Raw genomic sequence first — 26,530 nt, forward strand, 5'->3', positions numbered from 1 at the left:
AAAACCTTTCAGTTAAGTTTCGATTCGAAAGGTGCATTATAGTGAAACGAAACTTTTTTGCTAGTCATACGAAGCACTCTTTCGCACGATCACGAGTCATTTTAATTAATTTAAAATTGTGAACTTAAAAACCAACCAATAAAAAAGCAGTTTATCCTTTAGGGATAAACTGCTTTAAATAGATTAAAAATCCTAATAAGTATTAGAACTTAGCTTCAACAGCAACACTGAAGTTACGATCTTGACCTATAGTCACCATCTTATCGCTGCCACCGTCTAAATATTCAGTATCGAAGAGGTTTCTGACGTTGGCACGAAGGCTGACATCTTTACCCATGATATCCATAGTGTAAGCCGCACCTATATCGAAACGAACATAACCATCTTTGGTGATGGTGTTATCAGCATCAGCAAAACGTTCACCCACATAAATAGCACCAAAGTTCATCGCAAAGTTGTCTGTCACTTCGTAACGGGTCCAGATATTGGCCGACCACTCAGGGGCATCAATAGGGGTTTTACCATCTAAGTTCTTGCCACCTATTTTGCCTGCACCGGTATTATATTCAGCATCTAAATACATCATAGAAGAAGTCACAAACCAGCTACCACCTAACTGGCCTTGGGCGCCAACTTCAAAACCTCGATGATGCTGCTCACCACCTTGGGTAGTGATCGTTTTATATCCTTCATTCGTTACAGGAATATCTTGTACTGTGGTGATATTAGAAACCGTAATATCAAAAAGGGCTGCTGTTAGCAGTAGGCTGTCATTAAATAACTCCCATTTAGTCCCTAGTTCATATTGAGTACCGTACTCAGGTTTCAGGTTATCTCCATGATTGACATCTTCAGAACTGGTTACTGAACCCTGTGGTGTAAAGCTTTTTGAATAATTAACGTAAATGCTACCATTAGCCATTGGCGAGTAAATTACCCCAAACTTAGGCGACACGGCATAGCTGTTTTCACCTTCTCCGTCTTTCTTCTGTTCGTCGTAACGCACACCAGCAAGCAATTTCCATTGCTCATTAAGCGTCATCAAATCCTGTAAATAGAAACCGTAATACTTGTATTCGCTTGGGTTGCTTAGCTTACCTTGGTGATAATCAAGATCTTGCTGAATAATTGGTTGCCCAGGAATTACGGGCTGACTTTTGCCTTTCTGAATTTGCTGCTGATAGAAATAGTCTAAATAGTTAGCACCAATAAGGAATTGATGCTCCATTCCTGCCAAAGAAAATTCACCCGTGAAATCCACATAGGCCGTTTTATGCTGCCAATCGTCATAACGATCAAACGGGTTTATGGTGTAACCATCTTTGTATGGATCTTCAGAGCCTTTATTTAAGCTTGGCGCAGAGTCTAAACGTTGGCGATTAAACTGCTGATCGTTATAACCAACTTTGACTTTCCAATCATCACTCATCTGCCAAGTTAGATCGGCACCTAAGTTAGAGACTGTGTTATCGGTAAAGGCCCAAGGTGCATCCCATACGGTTTTACGTTCACCGATAACATTACCTTGTTTATCTAACCACCCACCCGCATCAATGCCTGCTTTATCTTGGGTATGATCGTACTTAACCGATAACAGAACATCATCACTGACATCAAATTCTAAGTTTAAGTAGCCCAACCAACGGTCACGCTCTTGATTCTCATCGTTAGCGGAATACTCACGCCAGTATTTTGTGTCTTGCTTCACTAACACGCCGCGGTAACGAAGACTCTGAGCATCATTTAAACTGCCGCCCGCATCTAGCTGAGCACGGGTCGAACCCAAACCATCAGTATCAAAACCTAAATCGAGCATTGAATCATAGGTCGGTTTCTTAGTGACCATATTCACTAAACCACCAGGGCCAGATTGGCCGTACAACATGCTCGAAGGACCTTTCAATACTTCGACTTGCTGTAAAGTTTCAATTGGTTGTACGTAGTGAGACCATTGTTGATGGCCATTGATAAGATAACCGTTACCCGAATCGAGCTCGAAGCCGCGGATACTGAAGACTTGACGGTTCCAGCGCGTGGTTCCCGCCGTCACACTGGAGTCGTTAACTAAAACCTCGGCAAGGTTAGTGGCCAACTGTTCATCAGTCACAAAATCAGGGATAACATTAACTGACTGTGGAGTATCCATTAAGTCGATATCGCCACGCATGGCACCCGATGCACTACCGACTTTATAGTCGTTAAAAGTACGGCCAGTCACATTGATGCGCTCAATATTTTTATCGCTCGCCACTTCTGCAATAACCGGCATAGCCATTAATGCCGAGCCTACAGCTAAACCTATAACTGAATATTTAAATACCATTGCCAACACCCCAAATAGACCTTTCGTCTTAGAATTGCAGGCAATATAAATGAGAAGTGTTTTTATTTTCTCTTCTTTACGAAAATTTACAATTGAGTGTGATAGTGATCAAATTAACTTAAAAACCAACAATTTGCACATACCACAAAAACATGAAGCAAATCTTAATTATTAAGCATTACTTAATAAAAAGGCTTTTTAGTGCAACAGATTGAACACAATAAAGATAAAAGCGGCACATGGCCGCTTTTTTGACATTAAGTTGAGTTTTAAAACTTACTTTTTAATTTTCACTGGACGTTGCCAACCTGTGAGGTGTTTTTGTTTAACACGAGTGATCACTAACTCATTCTCACCTACATCACGGGTAATCGTTGAACCGGCCCCTAAAGTTGCCCCTTTACCTATGGTCACTGGAGCCACCAACTGAGTGTCAGAGCCGACAAAGACGTTATCTTCGATAACTGTAAGATGCTTATTCGCGCCATCATAGTTGCAGGTAATAGTACCAGCACCAATGTTGACGCCATCACCAATGATGGCATCGCCTAAATAGGCTAAGTGCCCTGCTTTTGATCCCACGCCAATCACCGCTTTTTTCACTTCAACAAAGTTGCCTATATGTGCATCTTGCTTAAGCTCTGCGCCGGGACGTAAACGGGCAAATGGGCCGGCACTGGCAGCAACGCCAAGCGTAGCACCTTCGATAATAGAGTAAGGCTTGATCTCAGCATTATCAGCAATCTCACAATCAATTAAAATCGCGCCTGCGCCAATAGTCACATTATTACCCAAGGTCACTTTGCCTTCGAATATCACATTAATATCGATCATCACATCCATACCAACAGTGACTTCACCACGGATATCGATACGGCTTGGGTCGCGAAGGTTAGCTCCCGCCAACATGAGCTTTTCGGCTTCACGAGCTTGGTAAGCACGTTCAAGTTGCGCTAATTGCATGCGATTATTAGCGCCTTCCACTTCAATGGCCGATTGTGGCTGAGCAGTATCAATAGCAACGCCATCAGCGTGCGCCATAGCAATAATATCCGTTAGATAATATTCGCCTTGAGCATTATTGTTCGATAAACGGCTCAACCAAGTTTTAAGTTGTTTACCCGGAACCGCCATGATGCCAGTGTTAATTTCGTTGATCAGCAACTGTTCTGCTGTCGCATCTTTTTGCTCAATAATTCCAATGACTTTTCCTTGCTCACGGACAATACGGCCATAACCCATAGGATTCGCTAAATTCACTGTTAAAATAGCAACACCATTTTCAGGACGGGCGGCGAGTAATGCTTCGAGAGTTGATGTTTGGATCAACGGCACATCGCCATAAAGAATAAGCACTGTATCGCTGTCGGCGATATGTGGGCTAGCCTGTGCAACCGCATGGCCTGTGCCTAATTGCTCGGCTTGCAATACCCAGTTAAGTTGTTGCTCACCCAAACAGGCTTGTAGCTTGTCGGCGCCATAACCATAGACTAACTGAATAGAGTCACTGCCAACTTTATTAGCGGTATCGATGACATGTTGCACCATGCTCTTATGGGCGATGGGATGTAATACCTTAGGAAGATCAGAGCGCATCCGTGTTCCCTTGCCAGCCGCTAAGATCACTACATTTAATGCCATTACCATATCCTTGAAAAAATACCCAAGAGGGTGAAAAATTGCGGTCGATTTAGTGGCGCAATTTTAACGGAAAGCACATCGAAAAGCGAAGTAGATAGCGATGCTAATCAATCAAAGACATGCAAGAATGCCAATCTATCCCATTTTTAGACACAAAAAAGGCGACCCTATGGTCGCCTTTTTTCACAAACAATAACCTTATCTGGCAATGTTTTTCTTGATGGTTTCAACAACACGTAATTGAGCCATAGCCTTAGCTAACTCAACCATAGCCGCGTCATAATTGAAGTCAGCGCCAGCAGTTGCCATATGGGCTTCTGCACGACGCTTAGCTTCTAATGCCGCTTGCTCATCAATATCTTTGGCACGCATAACCACATCAGCCAATACGGAGACAGAAGAAGGCTGCACTTCCAGAATACCACCTGAAAGGTAAAACACTTCTTCACTGCCGTCTTGCTTGACGATGCGCGCCATGCCAGGTTTGATATAACTAAGCAAAGGAGCGTGGCCATGCATTATGCCCAACTCACCTTCAGAACCAGTCACTTGCAGCGAAGCTACACGACCAGAGAAGATTTTGCTCTCTGCGCTTACAATATCAAGATGTACTGTCATGGCTGCCATCCCGTTCTCCTTAAAAAACTAAGTATGAATACTTAGTTATTTCTTTTTGTTCGCTTTCTCGATGACTTCATCGATTGAGCCAACCATGTAGAACGCTTGTTCTGGCAGGTGATCAAACTCACCGTTCAAAATACCCTTAAAGCCACGGATAGTGTCTTTCAGAGAAACGTACTTACCAGGAGATCCAGTAAAGACTTCTGCTACGAAGAAAGGCTGAGATAAGAAACGCTCAATCTTACGAGCACGGAATACGACAGTCTTGTCTTCATCAGACAATTCATCCATACCCAGAATCGCAATAATGTCTTTCAGCTCTTTGTAACGTTGCAGTACAGTTTGCACGCCGTTAGCAACGTCATAATGCTCTTGGCCAACAACCAATGGATCTAATTGACGTGAAGTCGAATCCAATGGGTCAACCGCTGGGTAAATACCCAGAGAAGCAATTTGACGTGACAGTACAACAGTCGCATCTAAGTGAGCGAAGGTTGTTGCTGGTGACGGATCGGTCAAGTCATCCGCAGGTACGTATACCGCTTGTACAGAAGTAATAGAACCCGTCTTAGTTGAAGTGATACGCTCTTGCAGAACACCCATCTCTTCAGCCAATGTTGGTTGATAACCTACCGCAGAAGGCATACGACCTAACAGTGCAGATACTTCAGTACCGGCTAAGGTATAACGGTAGATGTTGTCAACGAACAACAGTACGTCACGACCTTCGTCACGGAACTTCTCTGCCATAGTCAGACCAGACAGTGCAACACGCAAACGGTTACCTGGAGGCTCGTTCATCTGACCATAAACCATGGCCACTTTGTCGAGAACGCCAGAATCTTTCATCTCGTAGTAGAAGTCGTTACCTTCACGAGTACGTTCACCTACACCGGCGAATACAGAAAGACCCGAGTGGGCTTTAGCGATGTTGTTAATCAGTTCCATCATGTTAACTGTTTTACCAACACCCGCACCACCGAACAAACCGACTTTACCACCCTTAGCGAATGGACAAACAAGGTCGATAACCTTGATGCCAGTCTCTAACAGTTCAGTAGAGCTTGATTGATCTTCGTATGAAGGAGCTGTACGGTGAATAACATAACGCTCTTCTTCACCGATTGGACCCGCTTCATCAATAGGCTCGCCTAATACGTTCATGATACGGCCAAGAGTGGCGGTACCAACTGGAACAGTAATAGGTGAACCTGAGTTTACTACTTCAAGACCACGACGCAGACCGTCAGAAGAACCCATAGCGATGGTACGAACTACACCACCACCTAGCTGTTGCTGAACTTCCAGCACCAAACCATTACACGGGCCTTCACCTACGATTTTCAGAGCGTCATATACTTGAGGTACGGCATCTTGTGGGAACTCTACGTCCACAACCGCGCCAATCACTTGGACAACAGTACCTGTGCTCATGATTAATCCTCTAAAACTTGTATTCGTTACCTAACCTAAACCGCAGAGGCACCAGAAACAATTTCCGACAGTTCCTGCGTAATCGCAGCCTGACGGGCCTTGTTATAGACCAGTTGCAAGTCGTTGATAAGCTCACCCGCGTTGTCTGTTGCCGACTTCATTGCCACCATACGGGCAGCTTGTTCAGAGGCAATGTTTTCAACAACACCTTGGTAAACCTGAGATTCTACATAACGGACCAATAAAGTATCCAAAAGTGCTTTTGGATCTGGCTCGTAGATATAATCCCAACGATGAGCAGTTTCATCATCTTCTGATTTAGGCAAAGGTAGCAGCTGCTCGATCACAGGAGTCTGCGTCATAGTATTCACAAATTTGTTAAATACCACGTACAGACGATCCAGCTTGCCTTCGTTGTAAGCTTCTAGCATGACACCGACTGTCCCGATCAAGTCAGCGAGCTTTGGAGCATCGCCTAAACCTGAAGCGTGAGCAGACACTTGTCCACCGAAGTTTTTGAAAAACTGCACACTACGTGCACCGATAGGGCAAAATTCAAATTCTGCACCTTGGGCTTTCCAGCTTTTCACGTCTGCAATAACCTTTTTGAAAAGGTTAACGTTCAGACCACCACAAAGGCCACGGTCGGTTGCTACAACAATGTAACCAACCCGCTTAGCCTCTCTCACCTCCAAATAGGGGTGTTTATACTCGAGAGAACCTTGCGCGACGTGACCGATCACCTTACGCATGCTTTCCGCATATGGACGGCTCGCAGCCATGCGTTCCTGCGCTCTGCGCATTTTGCTGGCTGCCACCATTTCCATGGCGGACGTGATCTTCTGAGTGTTTTTCACACTCGCGATCTTGGTTTTAATCTCTTTAGCGCCGGCCATCTCTACTCTCCAATCTGGACCTGAGGTGTCTTAAGACACCTCTATCATTGTTACCAGGTTTGGGTTGCTACGAACTTGTCGAGGCCAGCTTTTAATTCAGCTTCGATATCAGCGCTATAATCGCCAGTTTCGTTGATAAGCTTCATTAAAGGAGCATGCTCGCTGTTCATGAACGAGAGCAGAGCGGCTTCGAAATTACCGACCTTATTCAGCTCAACACTCTTCAGGTAACCTTTTTCAGCTGAGAAAATAGACACAGCTTGAGCGGCTACGCTCATAGGAGCATATTGCTTTTGCTTCATCAGTTCGGTAACACGCACACCATGCTCAAGCTGAGCACGTGTTGCATCGTCAAGATCAGATGCAAATTGCGAGAACGCAGCAAGCTCACGATACTGTGCTAGTGCGGTACGAATACCACCAGACAGTTTCTTGATGATCTTAGTCTGAGCCGCACCACCAACACGAGAAACAGAAATACCTGGGTTAACCGCTGGACGTAGGCCAGAGTTAAACAGATCGGTCTCAAGGAAGATCTGACCATCGGTAATAGAAATTACGTTGGTCGGTACGAATGCAGAAACGTCACCCGCTTGCGTTTCAATAATCGGCAGCGCGGTTAAAGAACCAGTTTTGCCAGTTACTGCACCTTTAGTGAACTTCTCTACATAAATCGCGTTAACGCGTGATGCACGCTCTAATAAACGTGAGTGTAGATAGAATACGTCACCTGGGTAAGCTTCACGGCCTGGTGGACGCTTGAGCAGTAACGAAATTTGACGATAAGCAACTGCTTGCTTAGACAAATCATCGTATACGATCAAAGAATCTTCACCGCGGTCACGGAAGTATTCACCCATAGAACAACCAGAATATGGCGCTAAGTATTGTAGAGCAGCGGCTTCAGAAGCAGTTGCAACAACAACGATAGTGTTAGCTAAAGCACCGTGTTCTTCTAGCTTGCGCACTACGTTAGCGATAGTAGAAGCCTTTTGGCCAATCGCGACGTACACACATTTAATGCCAGAATTTTTCTGGTTGATAATTGCGTCGATCGCCATTGCTGTTTTACCAGTTTGACGGTCGCCAATGATCAATTCACGTTGACCACGACCGATAGGGATCATGGCATCAACGGCTTTGTAACCAGTTTGAACTGGTTGATCAACAGACTGACGTTCAATAACACCTGGTGCGATAACTTCAATTGGCGAGAAACCATCGTTATCGATAGGTCCTTTACCGTCAATTGGCTCACCTAGAGTGTTAACAACGCGGCCAAGAAGACCGCGGCCAACTGGAACTTCCAGAATACGGCCAGTCGTTTTCACTTTTACGCCTTCTGCTAAATCAGCATAAGGACCCATTACTACGGCACCGACAGAATCACGTTCAAGGTTCAACGCGATTGCAAAACGGTTACCAGGCAGTTCGATCATCTCACCTTGCATCACGTCGGCTAGGCCGTGGATGCGGATGATGCCGTCACTTACCGCAACGATAGTACCTTCGTTACGAGATTCGCTAACGACTTCGAACTGCTCGATCCGCTGCTTAATCAGATCGCTGATTTCAGTGGAATTCAGTTGCATGCTCAAACTCCCAATTACGACTGCAGCTTATCAGACAGACGCGATAACTTACCGCGGACCGAGCCATCGATGACTAGGTCTCCTGTCTTAATGATTACACCGGCGATGAGCGCGGCGTCAGTGCTACAATTCAGCTTAACTTTGCGTGCGAGACGTTTCTCTAAAGAAATACTAATCTGCTGTTGTTGTTCAGAGCTCAACTCAGTTGCAGAAACCACATCGGCTTCTACTTCTTTTGCCCACTCATTACGGTATTCAGTAAATAACTGAGATACAGCAGGTAGCACCTTTAAGCGACCGTTTTCAGCCATTACCTTTATCAGGTTCTGACCTTGCACATTGACTTGCTCACCACACACACTAATAAAGAGTGCTGCGAGCTTAGTGCTGGCTAAAGAGCCAGCTAACAGTGGTTGCATGGTTTCGTTTTCACTCACCAATGCGGCAAACGTGAGCATTTCAGCCCAAGAATCCACTGCATCTTGTTCAATAGCAAAGTCAAAAGCTGCCTTTGCGTAAGGGCGAGCGATGGTGGTTAATTCAGCCATAACTCAACTCCCTTATCAAATTTCAGCGACTAGTTTATTAACTATGTCACTGTGGGCGGCTGGATCAATAGAACGCTCAAGGATCTTCTCAGCACCCATGATGGCAAGAGTAGCAACCTGCTTACGCAGATCCTCTTTGACGCGATTACGTTCAGCTTCAATTTCTGCTTTACCCTGAGCGATGATTTTAGCACGCTCAGCGTCTGCTTCGGTTTTGGCTTCTTCAACTATTTGAGCTTTACGCTTGTTAGCTTGCTCAATAATTTCATTAGCCGTTACCTTGGCTTCTTTTAGTTGGTCAGTCGCTTTCGCTTGTGCCAACTCCAGGTCTTTTACCGCACGATCAGCATCAGCTAGACCGTCAGCAATCCTTTTTTGGCGCTCTTCGATGGCATTCATCAAAGGGGGCCATACAAACTTCATGCAAAACCACACGAAGATGATAAAGGCGACCGTCTGACCGATTAGGGTAGCGTTGAAATTCACAACAGCCTCCTATTTAGAGTTAAGACAGAAGCGTTTTTTACAGCATTGCACCCAGTGGGTTGGTAAATAGCATAAATAATGCGATACCAACACCGATCATAGTTACGGCGTCAAGAAGACCCGCTACGATGAACATTTTAACTTGTAGCATAGGAGCCATTTCTGGTTGACGCGCAGCGCCTTCCAAGAACTTACCGCCTAATAAGCCGAAACCGATTGCAGTACCAAGAGCACCCATACCAATCAGCAGAGCAACAGCGATAGCTGTCATGCCTAAAATCGTTTCCATCTGTATCTCCAGTATCTAAATCTATATTAGTTGATGATTTAGTTTAAAATTTCTTCAGCAATCCTTAATGATCTTCATGCGCCATGCTTAAATAAACAATGGTCAACATCATGAAGATAAACGCCTGCAGCGTGATAACCAAAATGTGGAATATTAACCAGCCCAGTTGCAGAGTCACACCTAGGGTAGATAATAACAAGTTGGTACCATACATCAGCGCAATAAGGATGAAGATCAACTCACCTGCGTACAAGTTACCAAAGAGTCGCAATGCCAATGAAATTGGCTTAGCAATCAAAGTAACAGTCTCTAATAGGAGGTTGACGGGTATCATTGCCTTATGGTTAAAGGGCTGTAGTGTCAATTCTTTAACAAACCCAGACACACCTTTGACCTTAATGCTGTAAAAAATAATCAGCACGAACACACCAATAGCTAAGCTAAAGGTAATGTTAACGTCAGTCGTCGGAACCGCTTTTAGATAGGGAATACCCATTAAACTTGCTGCGTGAGGCAGCCAATCTACAGGGATCATATCCATGAAGTTCATCATGAATACCCATACAAAAATGGTCAGAGCTAAAGGCGCGATCAGAGCATTGCGACCATGAAAACTTTCTTTCACGCTGTTATTTACGAACTCGACGATAATCTCAACAAAACATTGCAGTTTGCCAGGAACACCGGAAGTCGCTTTTTTACCAACGCTGCGGAAAATCCACAGGAACAGAACACCAAGACCAACCGAAAAGAACAACGAATCAATGTGCCATGTCCAAAAGCCTTCACCAACACTTAAGTTGGTAAGGTGATGTTGGATATAGCCCTGCGGTGTTAACGCTTCACCAGTTGCAGCCATGATTCATCCCACTTAACTTTGCTTGAAGTATAAAGGAGCTGTCCAATGCACGATTAGCGTCAGCACATAACAAACAAAAAGCGGCATAAAAGCGACCTTAAGATTGATAAACACAAACGAAAACATTGCGATGGTTAACAGCAACTTTACCGCTTCCCCCCAGTAAAAAGTCTTTATGACTTTTGCAGCTGAACTTGCTCCCGTGTGGGAGAAAGCGAGGGTTGCGAATACAAAATTAGGGAGCACAGCGATTGAACCACCTGCTAATGCAGAATAGCCAAACTGAACTCCCCACACGGCGAAAAAGAGAATTGAAGCACCCCCAGCGACCGCCGCCTGCATCATCACCAATTTATAGGCTGACCACCGGCCACGACGCGCTAAAACCTTACTCAATTCATCCTCTCCGCATTCATACTTTTTGTTTCGATGACCGGATGACAAATACCCGTATTTATGTCGATGCACAAAAAGCTTGCGAAAGTATACCTTTTCACGCCTTCATTGCAACTTTGAGATAAGGAAAAACAACACTTTTAACGTGATCTCGCGCCAAACGAGTTAAAATGTAAGATTAGCATCTGTCACAAATTTACATTAAAAACTGTTAATCTACAGACATTAATGAATTTTACTAAGAATTCCGTCTAATTCAGCCAGATTCTGATAGTTAATTACAATTTTACCCGTGCCCTTACTGCTATGAGCGATCGAAACCTTAGCACCTAATCTTTCAATTAACTGCTGCTCTAAACGACAAACATCTTGATCTTTAGTCGTAGTTTCGGCTTGTTTAGGCGGATTTAAGGTTTGATTAATTAATCGTTCAGTTTCGCGAACGGTTAATTCCTTAGCGGCCACTAATCTCGCAAGATTTGTTTGTTCTTCTCCCTCAATTGCCAACAAAGCGCGAGCATGACCCATATCAATGTCGCCATACTCGAGTAGACGCTTAACAGGCTCATTTAAGCCGTTTAAACGTAACAAGTTAGATACACTCGCTCTGGATTTTCCCACAACATCGGCAACCTGTTGGTGAGTCAGTTCAAACTCTTGCATTAAACGTTGCAATGCAATGGCTTCTTCCATGGCATTTAAGTCTTCACGCTGGATGTTTTCAATCAAAGCAATAGCAACAGCGGCTTCATCAGCTACTTGCTTTACTATGCAGGGGATTTTATTCAAGCCAGCAAGTTGCGCAGCACGCCAACGACGTTCACCCGCAATGATCTCATACATGTTATTCGTCACTTGTCTCACAACGATAGGCTGAATAATGCCTTGATTGCGGATAGAGTGTGCCAGTTCTTCCAACGCTTCGGGGGACATGTCTTTACGAGGTTGATACTTACCTGGCTGTAATAAGTCTAAATCGAGATGGATAAGCTCTTCTTTTTTATCGACAACATCAGCTTCGTCAGTGTGCTTTTTACTGGCGGCATGGCTGTTACTCAGTAGGGCATCTAACCCTTTGCCTAATCCTCTTTTCTTTAACGTCATGGTGATCCTTTACGCTTGCTTAGCCTGAGTTTGTTGTTCTGAACGACGGATCATTTCACCCGCAAGCGCTAGATACGCCTTAGCGCCAGCACTCGATTTATCGTAATACATAGCAGGCGCTCCAAAACTTGGTGCTTCTGCCAGCCTCACATTACGTGGGATAACAGTACGGTAGACTTTGTCACCAAAATGCTGTTTTAGCTGATCGGACACATCATTAGATAAACGATTACGCGGATCATACATAGTACGTAAAATGCCTTCGATGCCAAGTCCAGGATTAACCATAGCAGCAAGCTTAGTGATGGTATCAATCAGTGCAGTTAAGCCTTCGAGGGCATAATATTCACACTGCATAGGCACGAGTACAGAGTCGGCCGCAGACATAGCGTTTACGGTCAACATGTTCAATGAAGGAGGGCAGTCGATGAAGATATAATCATATTGATCTTTGATCGGTGCGAGCGCGTTACGCAAACGGATCTCACGGGCAAAAAACTCCATCAATTTGATTTCTGCCGCAGTGACATCGCCATTACTGGCGATCAGATCATACTTACCCGCAGTGTTTTTAATGACGATCTCGTCGAAGGATTTTTCTTCAACCAATAATTCATAGGCTGTATTAGCTACGTCATACTTATCGACACCGCTCCCCATGGTGGCATTACCTTGAGGATCGAGATCGATCAATAATACTTTACGTTTTGTTGCTGCTAACGAAGCGGCGAGGTTAACGCAAGTAGTTGTTTTTCCTACGCCACCTTTCTGGTTAGCCACGGCAATCACTTTACCCACAATATCACCCTGTATGTAAATGCTGGTTTATTGCCCTTGCTTATAAATGATTTATTTATCACTTTTAAGCCTGTTATTCTTTGATTATCTTCAATAAATGTCTTTTTTCATCGAGTTTAGGCACCTTAAGCTCGATAACTTCTTTCACCACAAATCCATTTGGAATATGTTGCATCTCTTCATCATTTAACTGGCCTTTAAGTGCATAAAACTGTCCATGTTCGGCGGGGAGATGATGGCACCAAGTCAGCATATCTTGGATTGAGGCAAATGCACGACTTAATACACCATCGAATTTATCCTCCGGTTGATACGCTTCTACACGGCTTTCAACTGAGCTGATGTTATGTATGCCTAATTCAAAGGACACTTGTTTTTGAAAACGAATACGTTTACCTAAGCTGTCCAATAACACAAATTGTTTATCGGGATTCATAATGGCTAACGGGATCCCAGGTAAACCCGGTCCAGTGCCTACATCGATAAAACGTTCACCTTGCAGGTGTTTTGAAACCACTAAACTGTCCATGATATGACGGATCAGCATAGCTTCGGGATCTCTCACCGATGTCAGGTTATAGGCTTTATTCCATTTGTTGAGCATACCAACAAAATCAATTAGTTGTTTTTTCTGCTCGACGGTTGCGGGCAAATTAATTTCGGCTAAATAAGCCTCTAACTGGGCAGATAACACTGAGCAACCTCAACAAAGATACGATTATGAACGCGAAGGCTATTATGAAGCCCGAAAACGATGAAGGGAAGCCTGAATGCTTCCCTTCTATGACCTAAGCAGCGATTAAGCTAGCTTTTACGCACTCTTACGTAATAAGCCACGCTTTTTGAGGTGAACTAACAAAATTGAAATAGCCGCAGGCGTAATACCAGAGATCCGTGAGGCTTGGCCTATGGTTTCTGGTTTATGGTTATTTAACTTAGCAATCACTTCATTCGATAAGCCTGGTACTTCTTTGTAATCGAGCTTCAAAGGTAAACCAGTGTTCTCATTACGCACAGCTTTGTTGATCTCTTCCTGCTGACGTTGAATATAACCAGAATACTTAACTTGGATCTGAACTTGCTCAGCCGCCTGTGGATCTTCAAGCCCTGGACCAAAACCTTCGATCTGCATCAACTTGCTGTAATCCATTTCTGGACGACGCAGTAATTCTTCAAATGATGCTTCGCGAGAGATAGGCGTATTCAAGTGTGGGTTTAACGCATGGATCAAAGGTGAATTTGGATGCACCCATTGAGCGCGCAAACGTTGTAACTCAAGTTCGATCGATTCTAACTTCTCACTAAATGCCGCCCAGCGAGTGTCGTCAACTAAACCTAATTCGCGACCTTTTGCCGTTAAGCGAATATCAGCGTTATCTTCACGGAGTAACAAACGGTATTCGGCACGGCTAGTAAACATGCGGTACGGTTCTTTGGTACCCAGAGTCGATAAATCGTCAACTAGCACTCCAAGATACGCTTCGTCACGGCGTGGACACCAGGCTTCTTTGCCTTGCACTTGCAGTGAGGCATTCATGCCTGCTAACAAACCTTGAGCACCGGCTTCTTCATAACCTGTAGTGCCGTTTATTTGGCCAGCGAAGAATAAACCGTTGATCGCTTTGGTTTCTAATGAGTTTTTCAGATCTCTTGGATCGAAATAATCGTATTCGATCGCATAGCCTGGACGCATGATTTCTGCGTTTTCCATGCCTTTGATCGAACGTACTAAATTCAACTGTACATCGAAAGGTAAGCTAGTAGAGATCCCGTTAGGATAGATCTCATTGGTATTTAAACCTTCTGGTTCGATGAAGATCTGATGCGAAGATTTATCCGCAAAGCGGTGGATCTTGTCTTCAATCGATGGGCAATAACGTGGACCAATACCTTCGATGACGCCTGAATACATAGGGCTTCTGTCTAAACCACCACGAATAATTTCATGTGTTTTTTCATTGGTGTGAGTGATCCAGCAAGAAATTTGCTTTGGATGATGACTTACATCTCCCATAAATGACATGACAGGTAACGGAGAATCGCCTTTCTGTTCAGCCATTTGAGAAAAATCGATCGTGTTTGCATCGATACGTGGCGGTGTACCTGTTTTTAAACGACCGACTCGGATCGGTAATTCACGTAATCGATTTGCTAAAGCAATCGCTGGTGGATCGCCTGCACGGCCACCGCTGTAGTTTTCTAAGCCTATATGAATTTTGCCGCTTAAGAATGTACCTGTTGTTAATACAACAGCTGGAGATTCAAAAGCTAAACCCATTTGGGTAACTACACCAACTACTTGATGATTTTCAACAATTAAGTCATCTACGGCTTGTTGGAAAATACGTAAGTTAGGTTGGTTTTGTAATATATTTTGGATTTTTTGACGATACAGTGCACGGTCAGCTTGTGCTCGTGTTGCTCGTACTGCTGGGCCTTTACTTGAATTTAAGGTTCTAAATTGGATCCCTGCATAATCGGTTGCGATTGCCATTGCACCACCTAAGGCGTCAATTTCTTTTACTAAATGGCCTTTGCCTATGCCACCGATCGCTGGATTACATGACATTTGTCCTAACGTATCGATATTGTGCGTTAGTAATAATGTTTTTGATCCCATTCTTGCTGCTGCCAACGCGGCTTCAGTTCCGGCATGACCACCACCAACAACAATAACATCAAACCGTTCATGAAAATGCATGCCACTACCTTCAATTGCTAAGAGACTCAGTACGAGCCGAGCATTTTAGCATTTGCTTGGTCTTAGGTGAATGATCATTTTACGCTGTTCGATCGAGATGATCCGGACTAATAGATCTTAAGATCTTTATATAGATCTTCTTATTATGTTTACTATTAGGATCGCGTTTTTCTGTGCATAACCTAAATTCATTATATAAATCATTAATTAGCGCGATCTTGATCCTGTGATCTGATCGCGATCTAATGTCATTAAACATGGGGATAGATCGCCTACTTATCCACAAGGCGGATCATTAAGCAGATCGGACTGTGAATAGTACAGAGGTTGATCAGATCTAAATAATAGCTTATCCACATGTTTATACTTTAAATAAGTAAATTGTGGATAAATAGGATCTAAACTGTACATAGATCGGGACCTTATCCAATAAGCTATCTTAAATGTCCTGTTGCCATTGTGCTAACCATGCAAGGGCTGGGTCTTCCGGCACAGGATCAAGCTGTACATCGATCTGGATCTTATCCACAAAGGCTTTTGCATCGCAGTCTTGAATGGCCGAAATTAATTTTTCTGGGCCTTGGCAAAAGGTATCGTAACTTGAGTCACCAATTGCACATAAGGCAAAGTTTACTTGGCTGAGATCCGGTTTTTGCTCGGTAATTTCGTTGAAAAAAGGCTGAATATTATCTGGAAGATCACCAGCTCCATGAGTTGATGACACGATAATCCACAGTGCATGGGTGTCTATTTCGCACAATGTTGGGGTTAAATGAACTTGAACTTGGTGTCCTTGCTCCGTTAATTGGGCCATCATTTCGTCGGCAACATACTCTGCACTGCCCAATGTTGTACCAACGATTACTTCAATCTTTGCCATTATGATTTCTCAGTGTGTTGTTGTTTTTAAAACTAATTTCAATTAAATAGATAGCTGAATGGCTATTATTATGTTCATCATAAAGGAAATGTGGATAGGACCACAGAAGCAATACGTGATTTTTGCAGTTTTTGCATCCTTTATATAAGGTTGGTTTCGCTTACATGTTACCTTTAGCTTCTTGATACATAATTAATATATTTAAAAAGTTAATTTCATTTAAAATCAAATAATTATAATAGGATGACCCATGACAACACCCGTAAATGCGCCCCAGTGGCCACGGCAAATTCCTTACATCATAGCCAGTGAAGCTTGTGAACGTTTTAGCTTTTACGGTATGCGGAATATTCTTACCCCATTCTTGATGACAGCACTTTTGTTGTCTATTCCAGAAGAACTGCGCGGAACTATGGCTAAGGATGTGTTCCATTCCTTTGTCATTGGAGTGTATTTTTTCCCGTTACTCGGTGGTTGGATTGCCGATCGTTTTTTCGGTAAATACAATACTATCTTATGGTTAAGTTTAATTTACTGTGTTGGCCATGCGTTTCTCGCTATTTTTGAACACAGTATTCAAGGGTTTTATACGGGATTATTTTTAATTGCGCTCGGATCGGGTGGGATTAAGCCCTTGGTTTCTTCCTTTATGGGGGATCAATTTGATCAAACCAATAAAACATTGGCGCAGAAAGCGTTTGATCTGTTTTATTTTACGATTAACTTTGGCTCCTTCTTCGCCTCGTTATCTATGCCATTACTATTGAAATATTATGGTGCTGCGGTCGCATTTGGGATCCCTGGTGTCTTAATGTTTATTGCAACTGTGTTCTTCTGGTTAGGCCGCAAACGTTATGTGCATATGCCACCCGAGCCGAAAAATCCCCATGGTTTTTTACCTGTTATTCGTACCGCATTGCTCACTAAAATTGCTGGTCAAGCCAACATAGGTTTAGTGTTAGCTTTAGTTGGGATAATTTCTGCCGCGTATGCTTTAGTGAATATTCCAACCTTAGGTATCGTTGCTGGTTTGTGTTGTGCGTTAGTGCTAGTGATGGGATTTGTTGGCGCAGGGGCTTCATTGCAACTCGAACGTGCTAGGGGGATCCATCCGGATATCGCCGTTGATGGGGTACGCTCAGTACTACGGATCTTAATCTTATTTGCGTTAGTGACTCCTTTTTGGTCTTTGTTCGATCAGAAAGCGTCCACTTGGATACTGCAAGCCAATGACATGTCTAAACCGGAATGGTTTGAACCCGCCATGATGCAAGCTTTAAACCCATTATTAGTTATGTTACTTATCCCATTTAATAACTTTGTGTTATATCCGGCGATTGAGCGCATGGGTATAAAGTTAACTGCTTTGCGTAAAATGGGGGCTGGTATTGCCATCACGGGCGTGAGTTGGATAGTCGTTGGTAGCATTCAATTGGTGATGGATGGCGGCTCGGTATTATCAATATTTTGGCAGATTGTGCCCTATGCTTTGCTCACCTTTGGTGAAGTATTAGTCTCTGCCACTGGGCTAGAGTTTGCTTACAGCCAAGCGCCTAAAGCCATGAAAGGCACTATTATGAGTTTTTGGACCTTATCGGTGACCGTCGGTAACTTATGGGTGCTACTGGCGAACGTCAGTGTGAAAAGTCCGGCTGTGACCGAAAAAATTGCCCAGACGGGGATCAGTATTACCGCATTTCAGATGTTTTTCTTCGCAGGTTTTGCCATCTTGGCGGCATTGATGTTTGCGCTTTATGCAAGATCCTATCAAATGCAAGATCATTACCGCCACGTCGAATCATGAGGATGGGTGGAAATATTCGGTTGTAGATAAAAAATCAGCCCATATTGTATGGGCTGATTTATATGAAAATAATATTAAGGTTAGTTATTTTCCGATACAGAAAGAGCTGAAAATCTTGCCGAGTAAATCGTCAGAAGTGAAGCGGCCAGTTATTTCTGATAGTGCTAATTGGCACATGCGTAACTCTTCTGCCAGCAGTTCTCCTGCTAGATACACTTCTAATTGTTCTTTACCCAATTGCAGATGGCTTGCGGCGAGTTCAAGGGCTTCTAAGTGACGACGCCGGGCGATAAACCCACCTTCGAGATTACTCTGATAACCCATGAGTGACTTTAAATGTTGCTTTAATTCTTCAACACCTAAGCCTGTTTTCGCCGAGATCCGGTAAACACTATAACCTTGTTCCTCTGTCATCATTAAGTCTTCGCCAGTAAGATCGGCTTTATTCCGGATCACTGTTACACCTAAATTTGAGGGTAGGCGATCGACAAAGTCAGGCCAAATATCATGGGGATTAACGGCGGCAGTGGTGGTGCCATCCACCATAAATAACACCCGATCGGCACTGTTTATTTCATTCCAAGCGCGTTCTATACCAATTTGTTCAACGGTATCTGTCGTATCACGTAGGCCTGCGGTATCGATAATGTGCAGCGGCATGCCATCTAAGTGGATGTGCTCACGTAATACATCCCGTGTTGTACCAGCAATTTCGGTAACAATAGCCGATTCTTTACCGGCTAAGGCGTTTAATAAGCTGGATTTTCCGGCGTTAGGACGACCCGCGATCACGACTTTCATGCCTTCGCGGATGATAGAACCTTGTTTAGCACTGGCTTGCACTAGGTCAAGTTTGTCGATGATTTTATAGAGTGCATTGGCAATTTTGCCATCACTTAAAAAGTCGACTTCTTCATCGGGGAAATCAATCGCAGCTTCTACATATAAACGTAGGTTAGTGACTTGATCCACCAGCTCATGTACTTCCTTAGAAAAATCACCCTGGAGTGATTGCAGCGCACTTTTAGCCGCTTGCTCACTGGTGGCATCGATAAGATCGGCAATCGCTTCGGCTTGGGTCAAGTCTAGCTTATCGTTCATAAAGGCTTGTTCGCTGAACTCACCGGGTTTGGCTATTCGAATACCACCGACTTCCATTACACGTTTGATCAGCATGTCTAGAACGATTTGGCCGCCGTGGCCTTGAAGTTCCAATACATCTTCGCCGGTAAAGGAATTGGGGCCTTTAAAAAAAAGCGCTATGCCTTGGTCGATTACTTGGCCTGTTGCACTTTTAAAGTCGCAATAATCGGCATATCTTGTTTTAGGAAGATGACCCAATACGGCCATAGCGACATCACTGGCCTTGTTGCCTGAAATTCGGATGATGCCAACGCCGCCACGTCCGGGCGCGGTGGCTTGAGCCACGATAGTGTCAGTTGTCACGGAAATACCCACCAAACTAATATCTACCAAATCATGTAAAGGAAAAGGCGGCTAATTAAGCCGCCTTTAGTATTATTTTCACTTTATGCTTTGCTAAAGGTAGGGCTTATTTTAAGCCTTTTTTCTCAAGACCTGCATAAATAATCTTCTGCTGCGTGATGGCAACTATGTTACCTACTAACCAGTACAGTACTAGACCTGATGGGAACCACAGGAAGAATACGGTAAAGATTACTGGCATCCATTGCATCATTTTCACTTGCATTGGATCCATTGTCGGCGCAATTGGTTGCATCTTCTGCATTACAAACATAGAGACGCCCATCAGCAGCGGCAGTATGTAGTAAGGATCTTGTACCGATAAATCGTGGATCCACAGCATAAATGGTGCATGACGTAATTCGAAGCTTTCTAGCAATACCCAGTATAAGGCAATGAAGATTGGCATCTGTAAAATAATAGGTAAACAGCCACCCATAGGGTTAACTTTTTCTTTCTTATACAGTTCCATCATGGCTTGACCCATCTTTTGACGGTCATCACCAAAGCGTTCTTTCAAATCTGTCAGCTTAGGTTGCAGATTACGCATCTTCGCCATTGAGGTGTACTGCGCTTTTGTCAGCGGGAACAGTAAACCACGAACGGTTAACGTGATCAGAATAATTGCCACACCCCAGTTACCGACGAATGATTGATAGAACATCAATAGCCAGTGAATAGGAACTGCTAACCACCATAAGAAACCGTAATCGACCACGAGATTTAAGGTTTCAGAAATCGCTGACAGTGCCGCTTGATCCTTAGGACCAACATAGAACTGTGAGCTAATTTCTTGGCTGGCACCAGGTGCAATATCGTATACCGCGCCGCGGAAACCAATATTAGCTAAACCGCCAGCACTGACACTAGAAAAAATAGTGTTGCTGTCAGTTGCGGGTGGTACCCAAGCTGAAACGAAATAGTGTTGTAACATGGCTGCCCAACCGCCTAAAGTGGCTTGGTTCAGGTTACTTTTGGCCATGTCGTCAAAGTTGTATTTTTCATAGCGCACATCATTCGTTGAGAACGCACCACCACGATAGGTAGGCATCATCATGCTGCTTTCAGATGGCTTGATCGTTTGTTTAATCTGACCGTACATCTGAACTTGCAGCGGTGCTGCTGAAGTGTTGTTGATTTTATAGTCAACATCTATGTTGAACTTACCGCGATGGAATACGAACACTTTAGTGTAAGTCACACCATTGTCAGCGATATAAGTTAACGGTACTTCTAAGGTATCTTGGCCTTCGGCTAAGGTATATTCAGTTGCCGTTGTGCTAAATGCGGCACGGCCTTTTGCGCTGCTATCGATACCATCGCGACCAATTAGGCCGCTTTGAGCGATATAAGTGAAATCATTCGTTTGCTCAAGCAATACGAACGGTTGATCTTTCTCTAGTTCTTTTTTGTGCGAAACTAACGCAGCAAAAACGATGTCACCACCCACTGGATTGATCTGAATGTCTAACTGATCTGTTTTTACCGTAATCAGTTTGCTGTTTGCAGTAACTGCTGCAGCAGGAACACCTGTATCAGCTTCTGGAACATCGGCACTGTGCGAGCTTGCCGCGTTCGCCACTAAGGACGATTCGGTTGCAACGGGTTTAGGAGCTTTGTCTGCTTGCCACTGTTGCCACAGCAAAAAGCTGACAAACAGTAGTCCTATGAGCAATATATTGCGTTGAGATTCCATAGCCTATTTATTACACCTATCATTTTTAGGGGGGACGGGATCACTACCGCCGGGATGTAAAGGGTGACATTTTAATATGCGTTTCAATGCAAACCAACAACCTTTCGCGGTTCCATGCACTTTTATTGCTTCAATAGCGTAGTGAGAGCAGGTGGGATTGAAACGGCATCGAGGGCCCAGTATAGGGCTTATGAATACTTGATAGCCACGAATTAACGTGGTCGCTAGCCATTGTAGCGGCGACTGAGTTTGCGCCATAGCTTTTCTATCAATTTGTTGATTTCAGCGTTTTCCATTTCCATCACGCCATTTCTGACAAGCACAACAATATCAAGATGAGGAATGTCGTGTTGATTTAAGCGAAAACTATCTCTGATCACGCGCTTAATACGGTTACGTTGATTGGCGCGTTTTACATAGCGTTTAGCAACAGTAAGGCCCATACGCGGATGTTGTTCCGTGTTAGGAATAGCGAGCAAGGTAATTTCAGCAGAAGATGCTTTGATGGGATTGGAAAATACAGATTTAAATTGCGCGGGAGTTAACAAACGTAACTCCCGCGAAAAGGTATAGCTAGTCAACTAGTTACCCACTTATTAAGCAGATAAACGAGCGCGACCTTTCGCACGACGACGTGCAAGCACCTTACGGCCGCCTACAGTAGCCATACGAGCGCGGAAGCCGTGAGAACGCTTGCGCTTCAGGTTGCTAGGTTGAAAAGTACGTTTACTCATGATGGCAATCCGTCTTTGTTATTAGTGAACATATCCTTATCTCTAGGATAGAGGTAAGGGCAAAAAAGAGGCCGAATTGTAATCACAATACTTAGTCACGTCAACAACGAAAGTAAGTAAGTGCTTTATTTCTGCCAGCGTATCCTTAGATCAACCCCCAGAATACACCATAAGATGTGGATAACTCTGTGTACGGACACTACATGTAGTAGTGCAGGGGATCTTCGAGCCGATCGAAGGGGCGCCATTATAGATCAATGTGGATCGCTTAATAAAGCAGGATTTGCGGTTAGTGCTGAATAAAAGGATCGTTTTGGATCTTTGATGATCGAGGATATCCACATAGAATGATCTCGCTGGGGATAAATATTTTTTAAGGATAGCGATCCTTGAGATCTCGCTATAGAATACACCTCTTTTTTGATGATCTTTTGGGGATAACTAAGTGGCTGTTTCACTTTGGCAACAATGTATCGGACGACTGCAAGATGAGCTTTCTGCTCAGCAGTTCAGTATGTGGATCAGACCGTTACAAGCCGAAATGGATGGAGATACTCTGGTGCTTTATGCGCCCAACCGCTTCGTGCTTGATTGGGTCAGAGATAAGTACATCAATATCATTAATCAGTTCTTTACTGAGCAAATGGGTAGCGACGCGCCTAAATTGCGTTTCGATATAGGTAGTCGTCCTTCGGCGAAAAAGCCTAGTGTTCCAGCACCGATTGCGCCAACTCGTGTAGCGAATACCCAAACTAAAGCGACGGTAGGCACGACGTTTAATGTCCAAGCCGAGCCTATGGCGAACGCGAATCACCGCAGTAACATTAATCCGAGCTACCAGTTTGATAACTTCGTAGAAGGTAAGTCGAACCAATTAGGTAAGGCTGCGGCGTTACAAGTGGCTGAAAATCCGGGTGGTGCTTATAACCCACTATTTTTATATGGCGGAACAGGTCTAGGTAAGACTCACTTGTTGCACGCTGTCGGTAACGGGATCATTAAAAATAATCCGAATGCCAAAGTGGTTTACATGCATTCCGAGCGTTTTGTTCAGGACATGGTTAAAGCGCTACAAAACAATGCGATCGAAGAATTTAAACGTTACTACCGTAGTGTTGATGCCTTGTTTATCGATGACATTCAATTCTTTGCCAATAAAGACAGATCCCAAGAAGAATTCTTCCATACCTTCAATGCGCTGCTTGAAGGGAATCACCAAATTATTTTGACTTCAGATCGTTATCCAAAAGAGATCGACGGTGTTGAAGACAGATTGAAATCGCGTTTCGGTTGGGGTTTAACTGTGGCTATTGAGCCACCAGAGTTAGAAACCCGCGTAGCGATCTTGATGCGTAAAGCTCAAGAGAGCGGCATTAATTTACCCGATGAAGTGGCTTTCTTTATTGCTAAGCGTTTACGTTCAAACGTACGCGAGCTAGAAGGGGCATTAAACCGCGTTATCGCCAACGCTAACTTCACGGGTCGGCCAATTACTATTGATTTTGTTCGTGAAGCCTTACGTGACCTCTTGGCACTTCAAGAAAAATTAGTCACTATAGACAATATTCAGAAAACCGTAGCTGAATACTACAAGATCAAGATGGCTGATATGTTGTCTAAGCGTCGTTCACGCAGTGTCGCGCGCCCAAGGCAAGTGGCAATGGCGTTATCCAAAGAATTAACTAACCAAAGCTTGCCGGAAATTGGTGATGCTTTTGGTGGTCGAGATCACACCACAGTGTTGCATGCCTGTCGTAAGATTGCTCAGCTACGGGAAGAGAGCCACGACATTAAAGAAGATTATGCTAATTTGATTAGAACCTTATCTTCTTAAAACAAGGAATTTGGACACGATGAAATTCTCAATTGATAGGGATGCCCTATTAAAGCCGTTGCAATTGGTGTGTGGTGCGGTAGAAAGACGCCATAACTTGCCCATTTTGTCTAACCTCCTTGTAGAAGTAAGTGGTCACTCACTTAAGCTGACTGGTACAGATTTAGAGGTCGAACTCGTGGGCCAAGCTGTGGTTCACGGTGATATCGAAGAAGGTCGTACTACGGTTCCGGCGAAGAAACTGCTCGATATTGTTAAGTCTTTGCCAGAACAAAGCGAACTGAAAGTCGAACAACAAGATAATAAATGGTTGCTGCGTTCAGGCCGTAGCCGTTTTTCCTTAGCGACGTTGCCCGCAGAAGAATACCCCAATGTTGAAGCCTTCCAAGCTGAGATTGAATTTAGCTTGAAGCAGGGCGTGTTGAAGTCAATTATCGATTCGACGCAGTTTTCGATGGCTAACCAAGATGTACGCTATTACCTCAACGGTTTATTGTTTGAAACTGAAGGTAATGTGTTGCGTGCGATAGCGACCGACGGCCATCGTTTAGCCTTAAGTCATCGTACGATTGAAGCACAATTACCGGAAAAACAAGTCATTGTGCCTCGTAAAGGCGTAATTGAAATGGCGCGCTTATTGGAGTCTGACGATCTCGATATCACCATTGCTATTGGTGATAATGCTATTCGTGCTACCACGGCTAACACAGTATTTACCAGTAAATTAGTCGATGGCCGCTTCCCTGATTATCGCCGTGTATTGCCAAAGGGCGGTGATAAAATTGTGATTGCGAGTCGTAATCACTTGAAGCAAGCGCTGACGCGGGCTTCTATTTTATCCAATGAAAAATTCCGTGGTGTGCGTATTCAACTCGAAAATGGTCTGCTCAAGATCACCGCTAATAATCCTGAACAGGAAGAAGCGGAAGAAATCATTGATGTGGAATACAACAATCAGGCCTTAGAAATTGGTTTTAACGTCAGTTATTTACTGGACGTGCTCAACAACCTTAAGTCCGATGATGTGCGTATCACGCTCATTGATGGTAACTCCAGCGCCCTAATCGAAAACCATTTGGAAGAAGATTCCATGTATGTGGTTATGCCGATGCGCTTATAAACCATCGATTTTTACGTTACCCGTGTCTGTACCTCTGTCTTCGATGTCTATGCCGCTTAACGGCGGCATAGTGTTTAATACGCAGCATTGGCCATTCCTTCACTCATTTACCGATAGTCTTAGCCTGTGGCAGCGATTGAGTTGCTCGTTAAGTGCTATGAATCCTTGCCTACGCCGTTTACGCGGCTTAATGAGTAATGCATGAGCCTGACCCGTCTCAATATCGAAGCATTTCGCAACATTCAGTCCGCACAGTTAATCCCCGCACCTGGGATTAACGTGATTTATGGTCAAAATGGCAGCGGAAAAACCAGTATTTTAGAAGCCATTTATTTCCTCGGTATGGGGCGCTCGTTTCGCAGCCATTTATCCCAACGAGTGATTAATCATGATGACGATAAATTAACGCTATTTGCGACTTTAAATTTAGCGCGCGGTGACAGTAAAATTGGTTTACGCCGATTTCGCAATGGTGAGACGGAAGTGAAAATCGACGGCGAAAAAGTCAAACGTCTGTCGACCTTAGCCGAAGCTTTACCTATTCAAGTGATCACACCTGAAAGCTTTTCTTTACTGTTTGAAGGCCCAAAATCCCGTCGACAATTTATCGATTGGGGCGCATTTCATGCTGACCCACAGTTTTATGGCGCTTGGACGAATGTTCGTCGCGTTCTTAAGCAAAGAAATCAATTGCTTAGGAACGGTTCAGCTTACAGTCATATTCAATTTTGGGACCAAGAGTTTGTGCGCTATGCCGAGCAGGTCACCGAAATACGAAACCATTATGTAGACTCGTTAAATGAGCTACTTAAGGGTATAATCGGGGAGTTTTTACCGAGTGTAGATGTGAAGGTTTCATTTACGCGCGGCTGGGATAGTAAAACGGATTTTGCAGAACTACTCGAAAACCAATATTCCAGAGATTTGGCCACAGGTCATACCGTCAGCGGTCCCCATAAAGCTGACCTTAGACTTCGTGTAGGCACTTTGCCGGCGCAGGATGCCCTGTCCCGTGGTCAATTGAAATTATTAGTCTGTGCACTGCGTATTGCACAGGGAAAGTTGCTCAAACAACAAATAGATAAAAACAGTATTTATCTTGTGGACGATCTTCCGTCCGAGTTGGATGCACAGCATAGGCAGCTATTGCTTAAGCAGTTAACGGATACCGGAGCACAAGTTTTTGTGACCGCCATTGATCCTGCTGCAATAGTCGATTCGTTACACACGCCTCCCAGTAGGATGTTTCATGTGGAACAGGGACGTGTAACGGTAATTGAATAATCATT

At 44.0% G+C, this 26,530-nt stretch carries 26 protein-coding genes; 5 read left to right on the top strand and 21 right to left on the bottom strand.

Features of this window, described 5'->3' with window-relative positions; translation table 11 throughout:
- Positions 1–202 precede the first annotated feature (202 nt).
- The 16 genes from CKQ84_RS07650 to mioC form a co-directional block, all read right to left on the bottom strand.
- Positions 203–2,323: a TonB-dependent siderophore receptor gene (locus CKQ84_RS07650; protein WP_105250788.1), complete on the bottom strand. Its 2,121-nt coding sequence runs from the start codon at positions 2,321–2,323 to the stop codon at positions 203–205.
- Between the two features lie 276 nt (positions 2,324–2,599).
- Positions 2,600–3,964 (bottom strand): bifunctional UDP-N-acetylglucosamine diphosphorylase/glucosamine-1-phosphate N-acetyltransferase GlmU, encoded by a 1,365-nt coding sequence (gene glmU, locus CKQ84_RS07655; RefSeq protein WP_105250789.1) that lies wholly within the window; start codon positions 3,962–3,964, stop codon positions 2,600–2,602.
- A 198-nt stretch (positions 3,965–4,162) separates the two neighbouring features.
- Positions 4,163–4,591, bottom strand: coding sequence for a F0F1 ATP synthase subunit epsilon (locus CKQ84_RS07660; protein WP_105250790.1), 429 nt, complete (start codon positions 4,589–4,591; stop codon positions 4,163–4,165).
- A 36-nt stretch (positions 4,592–4,627) separates the two neighbouring features.
- Positions 4,628–6,019, bottom strand: a complete 1,392-nt coding sequence (gene atpD, locus CKQ84_RS07665; protein WP_105250791.1) for a F0F1 ATP synthase subunit beta — start codon at positions 6,017–6,019, stop codon at positions 4,628–4,630.
- A 35-nt stretch (positions 6,020–6,054) separates the two neighbouring features.
- Positions 6,055–6,915 (bottom strand): F0F1 ATP synthase subunit gamma, encoded by an 861-nt coding sequence (gene atpG, locus CKQ84_RS07670; RefSeq protein ID WP_006084762.1) that lies wholly within the window; start codon positions 6,913–6,915, stop codon positions 6,055–6,057.
- A 50-nt stretch (positions 6,916–6,965) separates the two neighbouring features.
- Positions 6,966–8,507 carry a F0F1 ATP synthase subunit alpha gene (gene atpA / locus CKQ84_RS07675; RefSeq protein ID WP_105250792.1) on the bottom strand — a complete coding sequence of 514 codons (1,542 nt, stop codon included), beginning with the start codon at positions 8,505–8,507 and terminating at the stop codon, positions 6,966–6,968.
- A gap of 14 nt (positions 8,508–8,521) precedes the next feature.
- Positions 8,522–9,055, bottom strand: a complete 534-nt coding sequence (gene atpH, locus CKQ84_RS07680; RefSeq protein ID WP_006083842.1) for a F0F1 ATP synthase subunit delta — start codon at positions 9,053–9,055, stop codon at positions 8,522–8,524.
- A 15-nt stretch (positions 9,056–9,070) separates the two neighbouring features.
- Entirely contained in the window at positions 9,071–9,541 is a 471-nt protein-coding gene (atpF, locus tag CKQ84_RS07685) for a F0F1 ATP synthase subunit B (RefSeq protein ID WP_006083841.1), read from the bottom strand.
- 37 nt (positions 9,542–9,578) lie between these two features.
- Positions 9,579–9,830 (bottom strand): F0F1 ATP synthase subunit C, encoded by a 252-nt coding sequence (atpE, locus tag CKQ84_RS07690; RefSeq protein WP_006083840.1) that lies wholly within the window; start codon positions 9,828–9,830, stop codon positions 9,579–9,581.
- Positions 9,831–9,894: 64 nt separating this feature from the next.
- Entirely contained in the window at positions 9,895–10,689 is a 795-nt protein-coding gene (atpB, locus tag CKQ84_RS07695) for a F0F1 ATP synthase subunit A (protein WP_105250793.1), read from the bottom strand.
- A 12-nt stretch (positions 10,690–10,701) separates the two neighbouring features.
- A complete protein-coding gene (locus tag CKQ84_RS07700) occupies positions 10,702–11,085 on the bottom strand; it encodes an ATP synthase subunit I (RefSeq protein ID WP_105250794.1) in 384 nt (127 codons plus the stop codon).
- Between the two features lie 225 nt (positions 11,086–11,310).
- Positions 11,311–12,189 carry a ParB/RepB/Spo0J family partition protein gene (locus tag CKQ84_RS07705; RefSeq protein ID WP_105250795.1) on the bottom strand — a complete coding sequence of 293 codons (879 nt, stop codon included), beginning with the start codon at positions 12,187–12,189 and terminating at the stop codon, positions 11,311–11,313.
- 9 nt (positions 12,190–12,198) lie between these two features.
- Positions 12,199–12,987, bottom strand: a complete 789-nt coding sequence (locus CKQ84_RS07710) for a ParA family protein (protein ID WP_105250796.1) — start codon at positions 12,985–12,987, stop codon at positions 12,199–12,201.
- Positions 12,988–13,060: 73 nt separating this feature from the next.
- On the bottom strand, positions 13,061–13,681 hold the full coding sequence (gene rsmG, locus CKQ84_RS07715) for a 16S rRNA (guanine(527)-N(7))-methyltransferase RsmG (RefSeq protein WP_105250797.1): 621 nt from the start codon (positions 13,679–13,681) through the stop codon (positions 13,061–13,063).
- Positions 13,682–13,798: 117 nt separating this feature from the next.
- Positions 13,799–15,688, bottom strand: a complete 1,890-nt coding sequence (mnmG, locus tag CKQ84_RS07720) for a tRNA uridine-5-carboxymethylaminomethyl(34) synthesis enzyme MnmG (protein WP_105250798.1) — start codon at positions 15,686–15,688, stop codon at positions 13,799–13,801.
- Positions 15,689–16,127: 439 nt separating this feature from the next.
- Positions 16,128–16,568 carry an FMN-binding protein MioC gene (mioC, locus tag CKQ84_RS07725; RefSeq protein ID WP_105250799.1) on the bottom strand — a complete coding sequence of 147 codons (441 nt, stop codon included), beginning with the start codon at positions 16,566–16,568 and terminating at the stop codon, positions 16,128–16,130.
- 250 nt (positions 16,569–16,818) lie between these two features.
- On the opposite strand from mioC, the gene CKQ84_RS07730 reads away from it, so the two are divergent.
- On the top strand, positions 16,819–18,372 hold the full coding sequence (locus CKQ84_RS07730) for an oligopeptide:H+ symporter (RefSeq protein ID WP_105250800.1): 1,554 nt from the start codon (positions 16,819–16,821) through the stop codon (positions 18,370–18,372).
- Positions 18,373–18,456: 84 nt separating this feature from the next.
- Here CKQ84_RS07730 and mnmE read toward each other — a convergent pair whose 3' ends face one another.
- The 5 genes from mnmE to rpmH all read right to left on the bottom strand — a co-directional run bounded on the left by mnmE (position 18,457) and on the right by rpmH (position 22,287).
- The gene (gene mnmE, locus CKQ84_RS07735; RefSeq protein WP_105253027.1) at positions 18,457–19,818 is read right to left on the bottom strand and encodes a tRNA uridine-5-carboxymethylaminomethyl(34) synthesis GTPase MnmE; all 1,362 of its coding nucleotides are present in this window, start codon (positions 19,816–19,818) and stop codon (positions 18,457–18,459) included.
- Between the two features lie 106 nt (positions 19,819–19,924).
- Positions 19,925–21,553 carry a membrane protein insertase YidC gene (gene yidC / locus CKQ84_RS07740; RefSeq protein ID WP_105250801.1) on the bottom strand — a complete coding sequence of 543 codons (1,629 nt, stop codon included), beginning with the start codon at positions 21,551–21,553 and terminating at the stop codon, positions 19,925–19,927.
- 3 nt (positions 21,554–21,556) lie between these two features.
- A complete protein-coding gene (gene yidD, locus CKQ84_RS07745) occupies positions 21,557–21,811 on the bottom strand; it encodes a membrane protein insertion efficiency factor YidD (RefSeq protein ID WP_006083829.1) in 255 nt (84 codons plus the stop codon).
- A complete protein-coding gene (gene rnpA / locus CKQ84_RS07750) occupies positions 21,778–22,134 on the bottom strand; it encodes a ribonuclease P protein component (protein ID WP_105250802.1) in 357 nt (118 codons plus the stop codon). Before rnpA ends, yidD begins: the two co-directional genes overlap by 34 nt.
- Positions 22,135–22,149: 15 nt before the next feature.
- Positions 22,150–22,287: a 50S ribosomal protein L34 gene (rpmH, locus tag CKQ84_RS07755; protein WP_006083827.1), complete on the bottom strand. Its 138-nt coding sequence runs from the start codon at positions 22,285–22,287 to the stop codon at positions 22,150–22,152.
- Between the two features lie 445 nt (positions 22,288–22,732).
- Between rpmH and dnaA the strand changes: the two genes are divergently transcribed.
- The 4 genes from dnaA to recF are packed head-to-tail and all read left to right on the top strand — an operon-like array spanning position 22,733 to position 26,525.
- Positions 22,733–24,121 (top strand): chromosomal replication initiator protein DnaA, encoded by a 1,389-nt coding sequence (dnaA, locus tag CKQ84_RS07760; protein WP_006083826.1) that lies wholly within the window; start codon positions 22,733–22,735, stop codon positions 24,119–24,121.
- Positions 24,122–24,140: 19 nt separating this feature from the next.
- Entirely contained in the window at positions 24,141–25,241 is a 1,101-nt protein-coding gene (gene dnaN / locus CKQ84_RS07765) for a DNA polymerase III subunit beta (RefSeq protein ID WP_105250803.1), read from the top strand.
- Positions 25,216–25,446, top strand: coding sequence for a hypothetical protein (locus CKQ84_RS23740; protein ID WP_158683016.1), 231 nt, complete (start codon positions 25,216–25,218; stop codon positions 25,444–25,446). The genes dnaN and CKQ84_RS23740 overlap by 26 nt, the downstream gene beginning before the upstream one ends.
- Positions 25,443–26,525, top strand: a complete 1,083-nt coding sequence (gene recF / locus CKQ84_RS07770; RefSeq protein WP_105250804.1) for a DNA replication/repair protein RecF — start codon at positions 25,443–25,445, stop codon at positions 26,523–26,525. The genes CKQ84_RS23740 and recF overlap by 4 nt, the downstream gene beginning before the upstream one ends.
- The last annotated feature ends 5 nt before the right edge of the window (positions 26,526–26,530 follow it).

This window comes from Shewanella sp. WE21 (genome assembly GCF_002966515.1).
In the GTDB taxonomy this organism is placed as follows: domain Bacteria; phylum Pseudomonadota; class Gammaproteobacteria; order Enterobacterales; family Shewanellaceae; genus Shewanella; species Shewanella oncorhynchi.

Excerpts from the sequence above, each read along its gene's own strand:
- CKQ84_RS07650 (WP_105250788.1), bottom strand. The coding sequence starts at position 2,323 with ATGGTATTTAAATATTCAGTTATAGGTTTAGCTGTAGGCTCGGCATTA.
- glmU (WP_105250789.1), bottom strand. The coding sequence starts at position 3,964 with ATGGCATTAAATGTAGTGATCTTAGCGGCTGGCAAGGGAACACGGATG.
- CKQ84_RS07660 (WP_105250790.1), bottom strand. The coding sequence starts at position 4,591 with ATGGCAGCCATGACAGTACATCTTGATATTGTAAGCGCAGAGAGCAAA.
- atpD (WP_105250791.1), bottom strand. The coding sequence starts at position 6,019 with ATGAGCACAGGTACTGTTGTCCAAGTGATTGGCGCGGTTGTGGACGTA.
- atpG (WP_006084762.1), bottom strand. The coding sequence starts at position 6,915 with ATGGCCGGCGCTAAAGAGATTAAAACCAAGATCGCGAGTGTGAAAAAC.
- atpA (WP_105250792.1), bottom strand. The coding sequence starts at position 8,507 with ATGCAACTGAATTCCACTGAAATCAGCGATCTGATTAAGCAGCGGATC.
- atpH (WP_006083842.1), bottom strand. The coding sequence starts at position 9,055 with ATGGCTGAATTAACCACCATCGCTCGCCCTTACGCAAAGGCAGCTTTT.
- atpE (WP_006083840.1), bottom strand. The coding sequence starts at position 9,830 with ATGGAAACGATTTTAGGCATGACAGCTATCGCTGTTGCTCTGCTGATT.
- atpB (WP_105250793.1), bottom strand. The coding sequence starts at position 10,689 with ATGGCTGCAACTGGTGAAGCGTTAACACCGCAGGGCTATATCCAACAT.
- CKQ84_RS07705 (WP_105250795.1), bottom strand. The coding sequence starts at position 12,189 with ATGACGTTAAAGAAAAGAGGATTAGGCAAAGGGTTAGATGCCCTACTG.
- mnmG (WP_105250798.1), bottom strand. The coding sequence starts at position 15,688 with ATGCATTTTCATGAACGGTTTGATGTTATTGTTGTTGGTGGTGGTCAT.
- mioC (WP_105250799.1), bottom strand. The coding sequence starts at position 16,568 with ATGGCAAAGATTGAAGTAATCGTTGGTACAACATTGGGCAGTGCAGAG.
- CKQ84_RS07730 (WP_105250800.1), top strand. The coding sequence starts at position 16,819 with ATGACAACACCCGTAAATGCGCCCCAGTGGCCACGGCAAATTCCTTAC.
- yidC (WP_105250801.1), bottom strand. The coding sequence starts at position 21,553 with ATGGAATCTCAACGCAATATATTGCTCATAGGACTACTGTTTGTCAGC.
- yidD (WP_006083829.1), bottom strand. The coding sequence starts at position 21,811 with ATGGCGCAAACTCAGTCGCCGCTACAATGGCTAGCGACCACGTTAATT.
- rpmH (WP_006083827.1), bottom strand. The coding sequence starts at position 22,287 with ATGAGTAAACGTACTTTTCAACCTAGCAACCTGAAGCGCAAGCGTTCT.
- dnaN (WP_105250803.1), top strand. The coding sequence starts at position 24,141 with ATGAAATTCTCAATTGATAGGGATGCCCTATTAAAGCCGTTGCAATTG.
- CKQ84_RS23740 (WP_158683016.1), top strand. The coding sequence starts at position 25,216 with ATGTGGTTATGCCGATGCGCTTATAAACCATCGATTTTTACGTTACCC.
- recF (WP_105250804.1), top strand. The coding sequence starts at position 25,443 with ATGAGCCTGACCCGTCTCAATATCGAAGCATTTCGCAACATTCAGTCC.